The sequence below is a fragment of the Paraburkholderia rhizosphaerae genome, from assembly GCF_004366595.1.
Classification (GTDB): Bacteria; Pseudomonadota; Gammaproteobacteria; order Burkholderiales; family Burkholderiaceae; genus Paraburkholderia; species Paraburkholderia rhizosphaerae.
This window is the reverse complement of record NZ_SORE01000021.1, coordinates 73,883-88,670: the sequence shown is the minus strand read 5'-3', so window position 1 is coordinate 88,670 and position 14,788 is coordinate 73,883. Positions and strand designations below refer to the sequence as shown.

The window sequence follows — 14,788 nt, the reverse complement described above, 5'->3', positions numbered from 1 at the left end:
CCCGAGCCCAACCCGTCAAACCTGGAGCATTCGCAGTGCGGTGCAAGGACTTGCAATCCATCGACCAGCGTCCGGACGTGCCGGATCGATGATGCCGCGCGCGTAATATGCACAGGCGTTTGCAGTTTGTACGCACGTGCGCCGATTTGCCGCGTACCGCCAAGAATGCCCCGCCCGCATCTGGCATACGCGCTCATCGCGTACCTCCAATGGAACATCCGTTGCTTGACTTGCGAGATTGCCGAACTACCTTTTGGGTGGATGACCTAAGTTTTTTCTGTGAATTCCATGCCGCGCGCGAGCCCATCGCGCGCTAACGGTGAGCCAAGCAGGACAGACGTCGCGCCGAACCACCGGCTAATTTAATGGGGAGGTTTCATGCGTCTGTCGATCCTGATCAATACACCGGACCCGACCAACGGCCACGAATATGCGGTGCTGTGGCTCGATACCGAACACCTCGACTGGTCGCTCGAAACACGCCATGGCATCGAGTTGCCCAAGACGGGCGATATGCACGATGTCGATGGCGTACTGATGCTCTGCGACCACGGCTGCGACGAACCGTTCGTCACACTGCACGGCATGAACATTGACCGGCGCGGCAACATCCACGCGGCGCAAGGCAGTGCAAACTGGGTTTCCGGCTTGCGGCACAAGTCGGTGAATGGCCACTGGCGGCTGCGCGCGGTTGAACGCAACGAGCCGTCGCATCGGATACCGCCGGCGGGCAATCGGGCGAGCGTCATGCATACCGAGGAGCCTGTGCGCCGCGCGCGCGGCCGGTAAGCCGCGCCGCATTGCCGTCATGCCGGCCGCCGCGCCGCCTTCTACGCCGGCACTAATTCGGCCGCGCCACGGCGCGACCAGACGCGGTGCTGACCGGCGGCATCAATAAACTTCTTCAGTATTGCGTTCACATCGCTATCGCCACCGGTTGCGACGCCGTCGGCGTCGTCCGGCAACTGAACGGCTTTCAACACATCGCGTCCCGCGCCGAACGCCGCGATTGCCTTCAGATGCTTGAATGCCTCGAGCACGAAGTGCCGCGCGTCGCCAGATTGCGCGAGCGTCTTCGCACTCGCGTCGCCGCCGCACACGATCACCGCATCGATCATGATCGACGGCATCCCCGCAAGCGTCGCGTCCGGATGCATTGCGCCGATCGGCGCGAGCGTCGGTGCAATCAGCACAGGCGCGGCGCCTTCACTTTCTAGCGCCTTGCGAATCGCGTCGATTGAAGCCTCGTCCGCACCCGGCGCGGCGAGCAACGCGATCTTGCGCGTCCTGATGCCCGGCTTCACGCGATTGAGCAGACTCAGTGCCGGCGATGGCTGCTGCTTGCCCACCGCTTTCGAGCCCTTTTGCGGCGCAGGCAGCCCAAGCCCCCACGCCACCGTCTTCGCCAGGTCGAGATCGTAGTTCGCGAGAATTTCATCGACGACCCGCTCACGAATCGCGGGATGCGTGACTTTGCCCAGCTCGAACTGATACGCCGCCGCGATGTGTTCTTTCTCGACGTCGCTCATGCTTTGATAGAACAGCGCGGCTTGCGAGAAGTGATCGGCAAACGATTCGCTGCGCACGCGAACCCTGGTTCCTTCAAGCGGCTCCGGATAGCTGTCGAAACCGCCGTCACGCGCCGCCGGGTCGGTTTCCTTCGGCCACGCATCGTTGAGCGAGTTCGGTTCGTACGACGCCTGACCGACGTTGATCGTTTGCCGGTGCATGCCGTCACGCTGATTGTTCACGTTCGGCGCCAGCGGCCGGTTGATCGGAATCTCGTGGAAATTCGCGCCACCAAGCCGGCTGATCTGCGTATCGGTGTACGAGAACAAACGCCCCTGCAATAGCGGATCATTCGAGAAATCGATGCCCGGCACGATGTGCCCGGGGTGAAACGCGACCTGCTCGGTCTCCGCGAAGAAGTTGTCCGGATTGCGGTTCAACGTCATCTTGCCGATCACCCTCACCGGCACGAGTTCTTCGGGCACGAGCTTGGTCGGATCGAACAGATCGAAGCCGAACGTGTGCTGGTCCTTCTCTTCAATCAGTTGCACGCCCAGTTCGTACTCGGGGAAATCGCCGCGCTCGATCGCTTGCCACAGGTCGCGCCGATGAAAGTCCGGGTCCTTGCCGGCGATCTTCTGCGCTTCATCCCACAGCAGCGAGTACGATCCGAGCACCGGTCGCCAGTGAAACTTCACGAAGCGCGCCTTGCCGTCGCCGTTGACGAAGCGGAACGTGTGCACGCCAAAGCCCTCCATCGTGCGAAGGCTGCGCGGAATCGCGCGATCCGACATCGTCCACAGCACCATATGCGTGGATTCGGGTACGAGCGATACGAAGTCCCAGAACGTATCGTGCGCGGAGCCGCCTGTCGGCATTTCGTTCGGCGCCTCCGGCTTCACCGCATGCACGAAGTCCGGAAACTTGATCGCGTCCTGAATGAAGAACACCGGCATGTTGTTGCCGACCAGATCGTAATTGCCTTCGGTCGTGTAGAACTTGACCGCGAAACCGCGCACATCGCGCACCGTATCGGCGGAGCCGCGCGGTCCCTGGACCGTCGAAAAGCGCACGTAGACCGGCGTCTGCACCGACGGGTCCTGCAAAAAAGCCGCCTTCGTGAATTCGGTCATCGGTTCATAGACCTGAAACACGCCGTGTGCGGCCGAGCCACGCGCATGCACGATGCGCTCGGGAATGCGCTCGTGATCGAAGTGCGTGATTTTTTCACGCATGATGAAGTCCTCGAGCAACGATGGCCCGCGCGGACCTGCACGCAACGTGTTCTGGTTGTCGGCGATCTTCACGCCCTGGTTGGTGCGTAGCGCCTCGCCGGCAGGACGCGAGCGCGAGCTTTCGAGCGCCTCGGACCTGGCATCCGTCGAGGTTGAGCCGGCGGTTTGCTTGCGGGGTTTGCTTGCCATTTCGGTGCGCTCCTTATTGGCTTATGCGATGACTGCGTGAATAACTACACGGCACGATTAACTACATTGCGGACCGCACCGCAATGGCTGTTCCTGCGTTGTGTTGAGCGTTGGGCCTGCAGGGCACGCGCGGACAGCGCCATGCGGTCATTGCACGGTTGTACAGCGGTGAGCCGCACGGACCGCGAGGTGCACTAGTCGCGCGGTGCACTGGTCAGCTGGCGCGCCGCTTCCTCGAGCATCGGCTCGCTCACATCGAGCGTTGCATTGCACTCGCCAGAATGACCGTCGCGTTGCGCGTCGCGCGCGACATCGCCGGCGATACCGCTTAGACGCTCCCGCGCGCGTACTCGCGTAGCGGTGTTCATCGATGCGTAACGGCCGAGCACGCGCGGCGCGAGCACCACGCTCAATGCGCAACGCGCGTCGAGAATATTCATCTGCGCAGCCGACGCGATCCACGACACCTGGAGCGTCAACCGCCCGGCCGAATCAGCCACGTGCGTGACCGACGTCGACGCTGAAGCGAAGCGTCGCGACAGCGCATGTTCGAGCTCGTTCACGCGTTGCTGCATATCGATCGATTGATCCATGTCGTTCCCCCGCTGCTATTGCAGAGTTCTCTCGCGCAACCGCCGTTCCCACGCGAATCGAATGCGTCCTTCGGAACGCGGCACAGCGTTTGCGCGATCAAACGGTTGAGGGCGAGCAACAACCGCTCGTGTTCATGAACCCTTCTCGGAGGATCCGACGATGAAAAGCACTGTGAAGAAGCTTCTTGCCTCAGCGCTGGTGATGGCACTGTCCGGTGGCGTCTTTGCTCAAGCGGGTGCCGGCGGCGCGGGCGGTGGCGCGGGTGGCGGCACCGCGGGTAACGGCAACGGTGTCGGCGCAGGCGGCGGCACGACAGGCGGAGCAGGCGGTGTCGCGACACCAGGCACTGGCGCGAACGGCGGGATGAACCGGCCCGGAATGAATTCGAATGGCGGCTACGGTAGCCCGGGCGTAACGGGCACCGGCGGCGGCGTCGGTACCGGCACGGGCGCCTCGCCGCAGCAGCGGCCGATGAATCGCGGCATGGCGCCAGGCAACGGCGGCATGGCGCCAAATACGTCGCCAGGTACCCCGTCAGGCGCGACAGGCGATACGCTGCGCAACGGCGAATAACCGCAAGCCAACTACCGCGCGAATCACACGTGAAGCTTGGTAGTCAGCTCGACGCGGGCAAAACGCAGTAGTCGGAGCCAGTCAAAGTGGCGCGTCGGCTTCACGCAGGCGCGCCACTTCAAACGTATCGCGTGCGGATCAACCGTACGACATTGACAGCGCCTCCGAAACGCCAATACACACCGACACACCCAAAACGATGGAGGACACTCACCGCATCGCGCCGGCGCATCCCGCTCACCCGGCCCCCTCTCCACGATTAAACTAACCGCACGCGCGTATCGCATCGCGCATCACGGAGACCGCGATTGACGACACCAGCGGACCTGATCGTCGCGCGCCCGGAAGGCCTGTATTGCCCCGCGGGCGACTTCCATATCGACCCTTGGCAGCCGGTCGACCGGGCCGTGATCACGCACGCGCATGCGGATCACGCCCGCGTCGGCCATCGTCATTACCTCGCATCGGCAGCAGGCGCGGGGGTACTTCTGTCCCGGCTACCCGGCATCAGCTTGCAAACCGTCGAGTACGGCGAGCGCATCGTGATCAACGGTGTCGATGTTTCGCTGCATCCGGCGGGACACGTGCTGGGCTCGGCACAAGTGCGTGTTGCGCATCGCGGCGACGTGTGGGTCGCTTCCGGCGACTACAAACTCGACGCCGATCCGACCTGCGCGGCGTTCGAAGCCGTGCGGTGCAATACGTTCATCACCGAATCGACCTTCGGGTTACCGATCTATCGATGGGACACGCCGCCCGCGATATTCGCGGGCATCGACGCATGGTGGCGCCACAACGCGGCACAAGGGCGCGCGTCAGTACTGTTCTGCTACGCGTTCGGCAAGGCGCAGCGCGTTCTTGCCAGCATCGACGCGGCGATCGGTCCCGTGTTTTGCCACGGCGCGATCGAGCCGCTGAATCGCGCGTACCGCGCCGCGGGCGTCGCGTTGCAGGACACGCACAACGTCGCGAGCATTGCCGCGAAGAGCAAGTCGATCTTCAACGAAGCGCTGATCGTCGCCCCGCCGTCCGCGCAAGGCAGCGCATGGCTGCGGCGCTTCGGCGATTACAGCGACGCGTTCGCGTCCGGATGGATGCGTTTGCGCGGAACCCGTCGGCGGCGCGGAGTCGATCGCGGCTTCGTGCTGTCGGACCACGCGGATTGGCCCGCGCTGCAAACGGCGATTGCCGCAACCGGTGCGACGCGCGTGATCGTCACCCACGGTCAGGTGGAGCCGATGGTCCGCTGGCTACGCGAACAGGGCCTCGACGCCGCCGCGTTCGCGACCGAGTACAGCGGCGACAGCGTCGAAGCCGATGCACAAGGCGCTAAAGAAAGCGCCGCGGACGACACCGCGGCGTGCGCGTCACCCGACCCGCGCGCGACTGCTCCCGAACACACGGAGGCGCCGCCCCAATGAAGCGCTTCGCCGCACTCTATACCGCGCTCGACGCGACCACGTCCACCCGCGACAAACTCGATGCGCTGACAACCTATTTTTCCGCCGCGCCGCCGGAGGACGCCGCATGGGCATCGTACTTCCTCGCCGGCGGCAAACCGCGGCAAACCGTTCCCACGCGCCTGATGAGCGAGATTGCGCGTGAACGGGCCGGTCTACCGGAGTGGCTCTTCGACGAGTCGTATCAGGCGGTCGGCGACCTCGCCGAAACCATTGCGCATGTGCTGCCGCCGGCCGCGCGCACGTCCGGACTGGGACTTACGCAATGGATCGAGGAGCGCGTGCTGCCCTTGCGCGGCGCCGCGCCGGACACATTGCGCACCCGCCTCGTCGACTACTGGGACGAACTGGACTGGAGCGGCCGCTTCCTGTTGACCAAGCTGATCGGCGGCGGATTTCGCGTCGGTGTCGCGAGGCAACTTGTCGTACGCGCGCTGGCCACCGTCGCGGGCGTCGACCACAAGTTGATTGCGCAACGAATGGTCGGCTGGACCGATGCACGTCAAACACCCGACGCCGCACGCTACCTGAGGCTGATCGCGCCGGCCGAACCGGCCCGGAATGGCCCGGCCGGCGCGACCGATGCGGCAACTGCCATCGCTCAATCCGCGCACGAAGCGCAACGCGGGTTGCCGTACCCGTTCTTTCTCGCGCACCCGTTGCAGGCTGCGCCCGAAACACTCGGCGAGCCGGCGCAATGGCAGGTCGAATGGAAGTGGGACGGCATTCGCGCACAGGTCGTCAAGCGCGACGGCCGCGTCTGGATCTGGTCGCGCGGCGAGGATCTGATCACCGAGCGCTTCCCCGAAGTCGTCACGCTCAGCGATGCGCTCCCGGACGGCTTCGTGCTCGATGGGGAAATCCTCGCGTGGCAGCCAGGCGCGCAAGCGCCTTTGCCATTCGCCCGTCTGCAGCCGCGCATCACGCGCAAATTGCTCACGAAGAAAGTGCTCGCCGAATCGCCTGCCGCGTTTCTCGCGTACGACCTGCTCGAAGCGCACGGCGCCGACTTGCGCATGGCGCCGCTTGCCGCGCGGCGAGTGCAACTCGACACGCTGGCCACCTCTCTCGTCGATACGTTCGCACACGACCTGCTGCGCATCTCCCCGCTCGTCGACGCGAACAGCTGGTCCGAACTCGCCGCATTATGTGGCGAAAGCCGCACACGCGGCGTCGAAGGTTTGATGCTCAAAGACAGGCAATCGCTCTACGGCGTCGGACGAACCAAGGCCGCGGGCACGTGGTGGAAATGGAAGATCGACCCGTATGCAGTGGATGCCGTGCTTGTTTATGCGCAACGGGGCCACGGCAGACGAGCGAGCCTGTACACCGATTTCACGTTCGCGGTGTGGGACGAAGCGAACGGGGTACGCACGCTGGTGCCGTTCGCCAAAGCTTACTCAGGCCTGACCGACGATGAAATGCGCGACGTCGACGCGATCGTGCGCAAGACCACCATCGAGAAATTCGGGCCGGTGCGCAGCGTCACACCGACACTCGTATTCGAAATCGGCTTCGAAGGCATTCAGGCGAGCCCTCGACACAAATCCGGCGTCGCTGTCAGATTCCCGCGCATGTTGCGCTGGCGCACCGACAAACACGTCGAGGACGCCGATACATTGGCGACGCTCAAAGGCTTCATTGACCCATCCGCGCGCTAAGCTTTGCAATCTTTTGCAAACAGACAAAGCCGCACAGACCAGCGCAAATTGAGCTTTGCGCATTTTTTCCAACGATGTCAAAATACGAAGGTACCCGTTCGTTATAAGAGGAAAGCCATGGCAGGAGTCCGACAGTTCGATGAAGACACCGCGTTCGCCGACGCGCTCGAAGTTTTCTGGCGCAAGGGTTTCCGCTCGACGTCGATGCTCGACCTCGCCGAGGCCACCGGTGTGCAGCGCGGCTCGCTGTACAACGCATACGGCGATAAGGAAGAGATTTTCGTCCGCGTATTCGAGCGCTACGCCGGGCGCTTTCTCGCCGATGCGCGCAAGGCACTCGACAAGCCCGACCTGCGCGATGCGCTAGTGTCATTCTTCACGTTTGCAATCCGTTCTATTTCACAGGGCTCGCCCACGCGCGGCTGCCTGTCGACCAAGACCGCTGTTGAGATCGACCCGGATTCGCCACGTCTGCGTGAGGCCGTGCAGGCCATGCTCGATGAACTCGAAGAAACGGTATTCGGCGTGCTGAATACGAAGGAAGCACGCGCGCAGCTCGCCGTGCCGCCGCAACAGGCCGCATCGATCATCATCACGATGACGCGCGGCATCGCGGTGATGGAACGTGTTTATGAAGATCCGAAGCGCTTGCGGCAAACGGCATCGGCGCTAGTCGATGCATTGCTGCCGCGGGGCTAGTCACGGTGCGGTAAGCGCAAAAAAAAAATGGCCCGCCGGATAGCGGGCCTGAAAAGCGCCTGGACGCGGGGATCGCGTCCCGGTTACTACCCGGTGCATTGAAATCACCATGCGTACGGCGCGGCAGCCAGGTGTGCCGCGCCGTCTCTTTTCTATGACTGTCAAAAGCGCTGCAATAAGGCGCTTTCGACAGATGCTGTCACCCGACGGCCATGCCCGCGGCGGCTATTTTCTGCCTGCCGACGCGTGAGGCACGCCCGTTTGCGCGCGCTTCGCCGCCTCCGCCACGACATTCATATTGGATTCCGCGGTTTCGACTGCCTGACGCGCTGTCTTGTACAGGCTGTCGTACCACGAGTTCGTCGCATGAATCATCGAGTTCAGCGCGGCGACTGCGGCTTCCGACCCGACCGGTCCGCTTTTCGCGGCCTCGTCGATCCCCGTCTGAACCTTGCGCGCCTGACGTTCATACTGGGCGCCCGCCTGTTGAGCCAGTGCCGCTTGGGCATTCATCAGGATCTCGAACACCTGGCGGTTGTACGCGGTAGCCCGTTCGGCCAACGTCTGCGTCCCGCGCGGTGCCTCTAAAAATGCCTGTGCCCCATTGCCCGACAGCGCGTTCTGCCACCGTGCCGCCTGCACATCGAGCGAGGTCTTCATGGTTTGCAAATTGAGCCTCAGAAGCTGTTCGAAGATGTTGAACGTCTCGGTCGCGAACCGATACATCGCATCGACATTAGCCTTCTGCGCGTCAGCGAATTGTTCCGGGAAAAGATTAGCCATTTAGCAACCCCTCGTTGCGGAAACGACGCTCATGCGAGCGCGACGTCTCCTGTCGGTTTAGCGAAGCGCATGAAAACGCGCGAGCAAGGCATGACCGCGGTCGGTTATCCGCGGCTGCTCGGATGCATAGGCGCCGCTCTCGAACTCAACGAGCTTGCGTTCGATGAGCGTATGAAGATCGGCCTGATCGAAGTCGATTGATTGTTCGGCGTGCTTTACGAGCATGAGCGTTGCAAACTCATGGGGGCTTAGCATGCATGTCTCCTGATCGATGGGTTGCGCCGCTGCCGGAACTGGCCGCGACCGCCACCGTTTAATCTGACGATACCCTTGTCCGGTATGGCTGTGAGCCTGCTCGGCTCTGATCCGGGGACCTCATCCTAATGCGGCAAAGCGGTTATTTCAATTGGTATGCATCCCTCTTCATGCATCTTTTTTGCGCCAGGTTCGATATGCCGGAAACTCTTGCTTTGGCATCGCGAGGCATCCGGCAATTCCTGCCTCACAACACGAAGTGTTTTAAACCATCGTGTCATCAGCATGACATAGCAATATAGAACAAAATCAGACGGAATCCTTATGGTCCAAGCTTTGCTGAGCCTTGAATCAAGTCACTTGATACGGAGGTCCAGATGGAATCGTTACCAGAAGCCCATCCACAGGAAGACATCTATGAAGGGGGTTGCGCATGCGGCGCCTTGCGCTTTCGCGCGCAAGGTGTGCCGAAGCGCGTCGGCCTCTGCCATTGCATGACGTGCCGACGCATCCATGGGTCGGCGTTCGGCTCTTATGCGATCTATGAACATGACGACGTCGAGTGGTCCGGCGCCACGCAGGCGTGGCTGAGTTCGGAACTGGGACGCCGTCATTTCTGTCCGGTATGCGGCTCAGTGGCATACATGGAGTACGGCGACAGGAGCGAAATCGACATGCCACTCGGCGCATTCGATCAAACCGGTATTTTCGAACCGACCTACGAACTTTATTGCTGCCGTAAGGAGCCATGGCTGCCACGCGGTGTGCGCACCGAATTCGACATGGACCGTGATTGAATGACGCCGCAATGAAGCAGGAGCAGGCCCGCGGGCGCCGCCGCTAAAACGGCGGCGCCCGCCTGCGTCACTTTCCGCCCTTCTTCGGAATCTTCGCGCCCGACTTGCGCGCCTGATTCAATGCAATCGCAACTGCCTGCTTCTGCGATTTGCCCTGCTTCTTTTCCGTCTTGATGTTCTCACCGACGGTTTCCTTCGAAGTTCCTCTCTTTAGCGGCATGGTGCCCTCCTGTCGCGCGAATGGCGCGTGATCGGATATCGCATCGCTCGATGCGCGCACGGCAACGTCGCCGACGCATTGCGCATCAAAGCAACCGCCATTCCCGCAACGACGCGCGACATCACAGCCACGCACCTCGGACGATGATTGGCTTATGCTTGCCACTGCCCGCATGCCAGGGAAAGACCACGCAAGCCCCCAAAACGCAAAGCCCAAGGAGACGGATGTGTTCGAACAATGCGAATGGCTGAACGAACCCACGGCATGGACGCTGACCGGCGAGCGCCTGCGCGTGACGACCAACCACTCAACCGATTTCTGGCGCGAAACCCACTACGGTTTTACGCGCGACTCCGGGCATTGTTACGGTGTGCGCACCACCGGCGATTTCACGGCACAGGTGCGCGTGCAGGGTCGATTTGAAACGCTTTACGATCAGGCCGGCCTGATGGTCCGGATCGATTGCTCACAATGGCTGAAGGCGGGCGTCGAATTCACCGACGGGCAATTGATGCTCAGCAGCGTATTGACCGTCGGCCAGTCCGACTGGGCGACCGGTTCGCGTATCGACAACACCGGCGGCTTCTGGTTGCGCGCGAGCGTGGCCAAAGGCGTATTGCGCGTCCAATATTCCGTGGACCGCATGCACTGGCCGCTGCTGCGGCTCGCGCCGTTTCCGCATGCGTCGAGCTACTTCGTCGGGCCGATGTGCTGCACGCCCGAGCGCGGCGGCCTGATCGTCGAGTTCGACGAGTTTCAGGTCGGCGCACCGAACGATAAGGCGCTTCACGATCTAACCTAAGCCCGCTGATGCGTGGAATTTTGCCTTCGACCGGTTGTTATCGGTGCAGGAGCGGCCGCGATTGCGCGGAGCGCATCCGCCGATGCGGAATAAACCACCGAAGCCCGGAAACAAGCGAAGCCTGCGGACCGGGCAGGCGCGCAGCAGAAGTCCGGCCTGCGCCGCTTGTCTCGCCAGATCGCGAGGCGTAATCTGCCAGCAGCACCTGCGACCGCGACAGTGCACACACGCTGCGCGGCGACGCATCCGTTCGGGTCTTTCGGAGAGCCTGCCATGAAAGGCAGCCAGCTGACGGTGTACGCGGACAGCCGCAGCGTCCGCACGAATCGCATGACAATCGTCCAATGGTTGCTGGACGAAATCACCAAGGCGGGCATTCAGGGCGCCACCGTGATCGAAGCGAGCGAAAGCATCGACCGGCATGGCAAGTACCACGCGGCCCGTTTCTTCGAACTGATCGATCAGCCGGTCGCCATTACCGTCGCCGCCGATGAAACGCGCATCGACTCGCTGCTCGAGCGTCTGCGACAAGGCGACGTCACGCTCTTCTATACGCGCTTTCCGGTCGAATATGCATTGATCGGCGCGCACACGAACCCGCCCGACGAATCCACGAAATACCCGTAAAAAAGGCCATCGGCGCTTGCGTCGCAGGGCCGACGCAAGCGCCCGTCGCCTGGCACTGGAGACAACCATGAAAACCGCTCCCCGACTTCTGCACGACCTGGGCCTTTTCGACGCGGTGTTCTCGCACGTCCGGCATCTCGACCCCGCGGTGCGTGAAGGCACGATGTTCGGCTGTCCGGCCGCGTTCGTCGGTTCGCATCTGGCGTTTTGCGTGTACGGTAGCGGCATCGGCATCAAGCTGCCGGCGGACAAGGCCGCGCGTCTGGTCGAACGAGGCGATGCGTTCGCGTTCCAGCCTTACGGGCGCTCCCCAATGCACGAATGGGTCGAAGTGCGCATCACGCGCGAGCGCGTCGCCGACCTCGCGCCGGTGCTGATCGACGCAATCGACTATGCGCGCGACACGCTGCATCGCGAGCCCCCCCGCTTCCCGCCGCAGAAGGACAGCGACGCCAGCGCGAGCCGGCTCGCGCGCGGTGCGCCACTCCGCGCGAAGAGGTAGCGATGCACGGCTATCAACTGACGTTTTACACCGGGCAGGATCGCCGGCACGGGCATCAAAGCGTCTGCGAATGGCTGCTCGGCGAAGTGCGGCGGCTCGGCATTCGCGGCGTGACTGTCGTCAACTGCGCGGAAGGCATCGGACACGCGGGCGCGCATCACGCCGCGCATATGCTGCGGCTCGCCGATCAGCCGGTGCAGATCGTGATGGCCGTCACCGAAGAGGAAGCCGAGCGTGTGCTCGACATCGTGCGCACGGCCAACGCGCATGTGTTCTATGTGCGCGTGCCGGTCGAATTCGGGTTGATCGGCGGTGCGGCGTCGCACGATCGCCGACGTGCCCCGGCGCGCGACATGCGGCTTGAGGCACCCCACGCGACACCCAACGAGCCACCCGATGGGCCACCCCACGAGCCGCCGCAGGACCCACCGGCCACCGACGCGCGATCTACTCCGGCTCGTAAGCCCTGATCAGTTCCGCGAACCGGTCCGCAAGTGTCGGCCGGGCGCGCGCGGGCCAGATCGCACTCAACTCGAAGCGCGGCAGCGCGTCGCCGTCCTCGATCTCGCATAAGCGCACGCCGCTGAACTGCAGCGTGCGCACCGAACGCGGCAGCAGCGAGACGCCGCACCCGGCTGCAACACACGCGAGCACCGTCAGCGACCGGTTCGCGTTCTGCGCGATCTCAATCTCGCAGCCTGCCTGGCGAAACGCGCTGAGAATGCCCGCGTGAATCACCGGCAACTGATCGTGCGGAAACCACACGAACCCGTGCGGTGCGAGATCGCGCAGTCGAACCGGCGCGTCCCCGGTGCGCGGAAACGAATCCGGCAGCACCGCCAGCAGGCGCTCGCGCGCGATCAGCTTTTCTTTCATCTTGCCGCTGACCGCGACCGGCGTATGCAGCAGCCCGAGGTCGATCTCACCCTTTTCGAGTGCATTCACCTGTTCCGCGTTGCTCATCTCGCGCAACACCAGATCGACACCGGGCACCGCGCCGCGCAATGCCGCAATCGTGCGCGGCAGCACATCGAAGAGCGCGGCCGACGCAAAGCCGATCGTCAGGCGCCCCGCACGGTCCGCGCCGATCGCACGCGCGCGCTGCGATGCTGCATCGATGCGCGCGACCGACAGCCGGATATCGTCGACGATCGCCAGCCCCGCCGACGTCAGCGCCGCGCCACGCCGAGTCCGCTCGAAGAGCTTCACGCCCCACTCTTTTTCCATGCGCGTCAGCGCCTGGCTCAACGCCGGCTGCGCGACGCCGAGCACGTCCGCGGCACGCGTCACGCTGCCCGCATCCGCGATCGCCAGAAAGTACTTGAGATTGCGCGTTTCCATATTATCGCAATATGAATATTCATTACTTTCATAATACAACGATATCCACCGAGTCCCTAGAATGCCCCGCATGGACGCACCCGCATCGGACGTCGTGCATGCTCGTCCGACATGCAGCGGGCGCAGCCGTTACGCATTCGAACAATGCAACGCTGGGCCATCGCACGCGGCCCTCAGGCACGGAGACAGGATGAATTGGTACCGGGAAATCTCGCCAACGGAAAAGCGCACGTTATGGACATGCTTCGGCGGCTGGGCACTCGATGCGCTCGACACGCAGGCGTTCAGCCTCGTGATTCCCGCGTTGATTGCGACTTGGGGCATTGCCAAAGGACAAGCGGGGCTGATCGGCGGCGCGACACTGGTCGCCGGTGCGCTGGGCGGCCTGCTGGCCGGCGTCCTGTCAGACCGCTTCGGCCGCGTGCGCGCGCTGCAAGTCACGGTACTGTGGTTTTCGCTGTTCACGCTGCTCTGCGCGTGCGCGCAGAACTACGAGCAGTTGCTGGTGCTCAAAGCGCTGCAAGGACTTGGCTTCGGCGGCGAATGGACCGCCGGCTCGGTGCTGCTCAGCGAAACGATCCGCGCGCAGCACCGCGGCAAGGCGCTCGGCATCGTGCAGAGCGCATGGGGCTTCGGCTGGGCCGGCGCGGTGCTGCTCTATGCAGCCGTGTTTTCATGGGTGTCGCCGGAATGGGCGTGGCGCGTGCTGTTCGCGGCCGGCGCGGTGCCCGCGCTGCTGGTGCTGTACGCGCGCCGCAACGTGCCCGAGCCGCCGCGCGACGCGGCGAACGCAACCGAACGCAAGCTCGAATCGAAGCTGCCAGTGATCGGCATCTTCGACCGGTCGGTGATCCGCACGACGATCGTCGGCGGGCTGATCGGCCTGGGCGCGCACGGCGGCTATTACGCGATTGCCACGTGGCTGCCGACGTATCTGAAGACGGAGCGTCATCTGTCGGTGCTTGGCACCGGCGGCTATCTCGCGGTCATCATCGTCGCGTTTACTTGCGGGTGCTTCGCGAGCGCATGGCTGCAGGACCGCATCGGCCGGCGCAAAAACCTGATGCTGTTCGCGGTCTGCTGCGCGGTGACCGTGAACCTGTACGTGTTCCTGCCGATCGGCGATATCGCGATTCTCGCGCTGAGCTTTCCACTCGGCTTTTTCTCCGCGGGCATTCCCGCAACGCTTGGCGCGCTGTTCAACGAACTCTATCCGCAAGGCGTGCGCGGCACCGGCGTCGGCTTCTGCTACAACTTCGGCCGCATCGTGTCGGCAGGCTTCCCGGTGCTGGTCGGTCACATGGGCGAGTCGATGTCGATCGGCTCCGCGCTCGGCATCGATGCGGGCGCGGCCTATGGACTCGTCGTGCTGGCCGCGCTGCTGCTGCCGGAAACGAAGGGCCGCAGCATCACCGGTCAACCGGGCGCCACCGTCACCGCGTCCAGTTCACACGGAATGCACGGCACGCACGGAACGCAACAGCAGGGTACGCAACAGCAGGGTACGCAACAGCAGGCGTCGCAAACGCATCGCGTATGAC

Annotated in this window: 17 protein-coding genes; 12 read left to right on the top strand and 5 right to left on the bottom strand. The window is 63.3% G+C overall.

Going from position 1 to position 14,788, the window contains the following annotated elements:
* Positions 1-378: 378 nt before the first annotated feature.
* The gene (locus BX592_RS24475) at positions 379-789 is read left to right on the top strand and encodes a DUF3564 family protein (RefSeq protein ID WP_134195438.1); all 411 of its coding nucleotides are present in this window, start codon (positions 379-381) and stop codon (positions 787-789) included.
* A 41-nt stretch (positions 790-830) separates the two neighbouring features.
* On the opposite strand, the gene katE is transcribed toward BX592_RS24475, so the two are convergent.
* Together katE and BX592_RS24465 are read right to left on the bottom strand one after the other, a co-directional pair.
* On the bottom strand, positions 831-2,933 hold the full coding sequence (gene katE / locus BX592_RS24470) for a catalase HPII (protein WP_134195436.1): 2,103 nt from the start codon (positions 2,931-2,933) through the stop codon (positions 831-833).
* Positions 2,934-3,127: 194 nt separating this feature from the next.
* Positions 3,128-3,526 (bottom strand): DUF3022 domain-containing protein, encoded by a 399-nt coding sequence (locus tag BX592_RS24465; RefSeq protein WP_134195434.1) that lies wholly within the window; start codon positions 3,524-3,526, stop codon positions 3,128-3,130.
* A gap of 160 nt (positions 3,527-3,686) precedes the next feature.
* Between BX592_RS24465 and BX592_RS34000 the strand changes: the two genes are divergently transcribed.
* From BX592_RS34000 to BX592_RS24445, 4 genes are all read left to right on the top strand, one after another.
* Positions 3,687-4,100: a hypothetical protein gene (locus tag BX592_RS34000; RefSeq protein WP_166676451.1), complete on the top strand. Its 414-nt coding sequence runs from the start codon at positions 3,687-3,689 to the stop codon at positions 4,098-4,100.
* 308 nt (positions 4,101-4,408) lie between these two features.
* Entirely contained in the window at positions 4,409-5,521 is a 1,113-nt protein-coding gene (locus BX592_RS24455; RefSeq protein ID WP_134195429.1) for a ligase-associated DNA damage response exonuclease, read from the top strand.
* Positions 5,518-7,221 carry an ATP-dependent DNA ligase gene (locus tag BX592_RS24450; protein WP_134195427.1) on the top strand — a complete coding sequence of 568 codons (1,704 nt, stop codon included), beginning with the start codon at positions 5,518-5,520 and terminating at the stop codon, positions 7,219-7,221. The genes BX592_RS24455 and BX592_RS24450 overlap by 4 nt, the downstream gene beginning before the upstream one ends.
* 117 nt (positions 7,222-7,338) lie before the next feature.
* Positions 7,339-7,920: a TetR/AcrR family transcriptional regulator gene (locus tag BX592_RS24445; protein ID WP_134195424.1), complete on the top strand. Its 582-nt coding sequence runs from the start codon at positions 7,339-7,341 to the stop codon at positions 7,918-7,920.
* 225 nt (positions 7,921-8,145) lie between these two features.
* On the opposite strand, the gene phaP is transcribed toward BX592_RS24445, so the two are convergent.
* Complete coding sequence (phaP, locus tag BX592_RS24440; RefSeq protein ID WP_134195422.1) at positions 8,146-8,703, bottom strand: TIGR01841 family phasin; 558 nt, start codon at positions 8,701-8,703, stop codon at positions 8,146-8,148.
* A gap of 69 nt (positions 8,704-8,772) precedes the next feature.
* Between phaP and BX592_RS35275 the strand changes: the two genes are divergently transcribed.
* Both BX592_RS35275 and BX592_RS24430 read left to right on the top strand, forming a co-directional pair.
* Positions 8,773-8,904: a hypothetical protein gene (locus BX592_RS35275; RefSeq protein WP_279589206.1), complete on the top strand. Its 132-nt coding sequence runs from the start codon at positions 8,773-8,775 to the stop codon at positions 8,902-8,904.
* Positions 8,905-9,335: 431 nt separating this feature from the next.
* Positions 9,336-9,755 carry a GFA family protein gene (locus BX592_RS24430; RefSeq protein WP_134195417.1) on the top strand — a complete coding sequence of 140 codons (420 nt, stop codon included), beginning with the start codon at positions 9,336-9,338 and terminating at the stop codon, positions 9,753-9,755.
* A gap of 67 nt (positions 9,756-9,822) precedes the next feature.
* On the opposite strand, the gene BX592_RS33995 is transcribed toward BX592_RS24430, so the two are convergent.
* Positions 9,823-9,975: a DUF6496 domain-containing protein gene (locus BX592_RS33995; protein ID WP_166676450.1), complete on the bottom strand. Its 153-nt coding sequence runs from the start codon at positions 9,973-9,975 to the stop codon at positions 9,823-9,825.
* A 226-nt stretch (positions 9,976-10,201) separates the two neighbouring features.
* Here BX592_RS33995 and BX592_RS24425 point away from each other — a divergent pair, with 226 nt between their 5' ends.
* The 4 genes from BX592_RS24425 to BX592_RS24410 all read left to right on the top strand — a co-directional run bounded on the left by BX592_RS24425 (position 10,202) and on the right by BX592_RS24410 (position 12,376).
* Positions 10,202-10,777 carry a DUF1349 domain-containing protein gene (locus BX592_RS24425; protein WP_134195414.1) on the top strand — a complete coding sequence of 192 codons (576 nt, stop codon included), beginning with the start codon at positions 10,202-10,204 and terminating at the stop codon, positions 10,775-10,777.
* 273 nt (positions 10,778-11,050) lie between these two features.
* Complete coding sequence (locus BX592_RS24420) at positions 11,051-11,404, top strand: DUF190 domain-containing protein (RefSeq protein WP_134195412.1); 354 nt, start codon at positions 11,051-11,053, stop codon at positions 11,402-11,404.
* 67 nt (positions 11,405-11,471) lie between these two features.
* Positions 11,472-11,906 carry a hypothetical protein gene (locus BX592_RS24415; protein WP_243849714.1) on the top strand — a complete coding sequence of 145 codons (435 nt, stop codon included), beginning with the start codon at positions 11,472-11,474 and terminating at the stop codon, positions 11,904-11,906.
* Between the two features lie 2 nt (positions 11,907-11,908).
* Positions 11,909-12,376: a DUF190 domain-containing protein gene (locus BX592_RS24410; protein WP_134195409.1), complete on the top strand. Its 468-nt coding sequence runs from the start codon at positions 11,909-11,911 to the stop codon at positions 12,374-12,376.
* Here the strand turns inward: BX592_RS24410 and BX592_RS24405 are convergent.
* Entirely contained in the window at positions 12,354-13,247 is an 894-nt protein-coding gene (locus BX592_RS24405) for a LysR family transcriptional regulator (RefSeq protein WP_134195407.1), read from the bottom strand. The genes BX592_RS24410 and BX592_RS24405 overlap by 23 nt on opposite strands.
* A gap of 190 nt (positions 13,248-13,437) precedes the next feature.
* On the opposite strand from BX592_RS24405, the gene BX592_RS24400 reads away from it, so the two are divergent.
* Positions 13,438-14,787 (top strand): MFS transporter, encoded by a 1,350-nt coding sequence (locus BX592_RS24400; protein WP_134195405.1) that lies wholly within the window; start codon positions 13,438-13,440, stop codon positions 14,785-14,787.
* Position 14,788: the final 1 nt, after the last annotated feature.

Coding starts and splice junctions, on each gene's coding strand:
- BX592_RS24475 (WP_134195438.1), top strand. CDS start 379: ATGCGTCTGTCGATCCTGATCAATACACCGGACCCGACCAACGGCCAC.
- katE (WP_134195436.1), bottom strand. CDS start 2,933: ATGGCAAGCAAACCCCGCAAGCAAACCGCCGGCTCAACCTCGACGGAT.
- BX592_RS24465 (WP_134195434.1), bottom strand. CDS start 3,526: ATGGATCAATCGATCGATATGCAGCAACGCGTGAACGAGCTCGAACAT.
- BX592_RS34000 (WP_166676451.1), top strand. CDS start 3,687: ATGAAAAGCACTGTGAAGAAGCTTCTTGCCTCAGCGCTGGTGATGGCA.
- BX592_RS24450 (WP_134195427.1), top strand. CDS start 5,518: ATGAAGCGCTTCGCCGCACTCTATACCGCGCTCGACGCGACCACGTCC.
- BX592_RS24445 (WP_134195424.1), top strand. CDS start 7,339: ATGGCAGGAGTCCGACAGTTCGATGAAGACACCGCGTTCGCCGACGCG.
- phaP (WP_134195422.1), bottom strand. CDS start 8,703: ATGGCTAATCTTTTCCCGGAACAATTCGCTGACGCGCAGAAGGCTAAT.
- BX592_RS35275 (WP_279589206.1), top strand. CDS start 8,773: ATGAAAACGCGCGAGCAAGGCATGACCGCGGTCGGTTATCCGCGGCTG.
- BX592_RS24430 (WP_134195417.1), top strand. CDS start 9,336: ATGGAATCGTTACCAGAAGCCCATCCACAGGAAGACATCTATGAAGGG.
- BX592_RS33995 (WP_166676450.1), bottom strand. CDS start 9,975: ATGCCGCTAAAGAGAGGAACTTCGAAGGAAACCGTCGGTGAGAACATC.
- BX592_RS24420 (WP_134195412.1), top strand. CDS start 11,051: ATGAAAGGCAGCCAGCTGACGGTGTACGCGGACAGCCGCAGCGTCCGC.
- BX592_RS24415 (WP_243849714.1), top strand. CDS start 11,472: ATGAAAACCGCTCCCCGACTTCTGCACGACCTGGGCCTTTTCGACGCG.
- BX592_RS24410 (WP_134195409.1), top strand. CDS start 11,909: ATGCACGGCTATCAACTGACGTTTTACACCGGGCAGGATCGCCGGCAC.
- BX592_RS24405 (WP_134195407.1), bottom strand. CDS start 13,247: ATGGAAACGCGCAATCTCAAGTACTTTCTGGCGATCGCGGATGCGGGC.
- BX592_RS24400 (WP_134195405.1), top strand. CDS start 13,438: ATGAATTGGTACCGGGAAATCTCGCCAACGGAAAAGCGCACGTTATGG.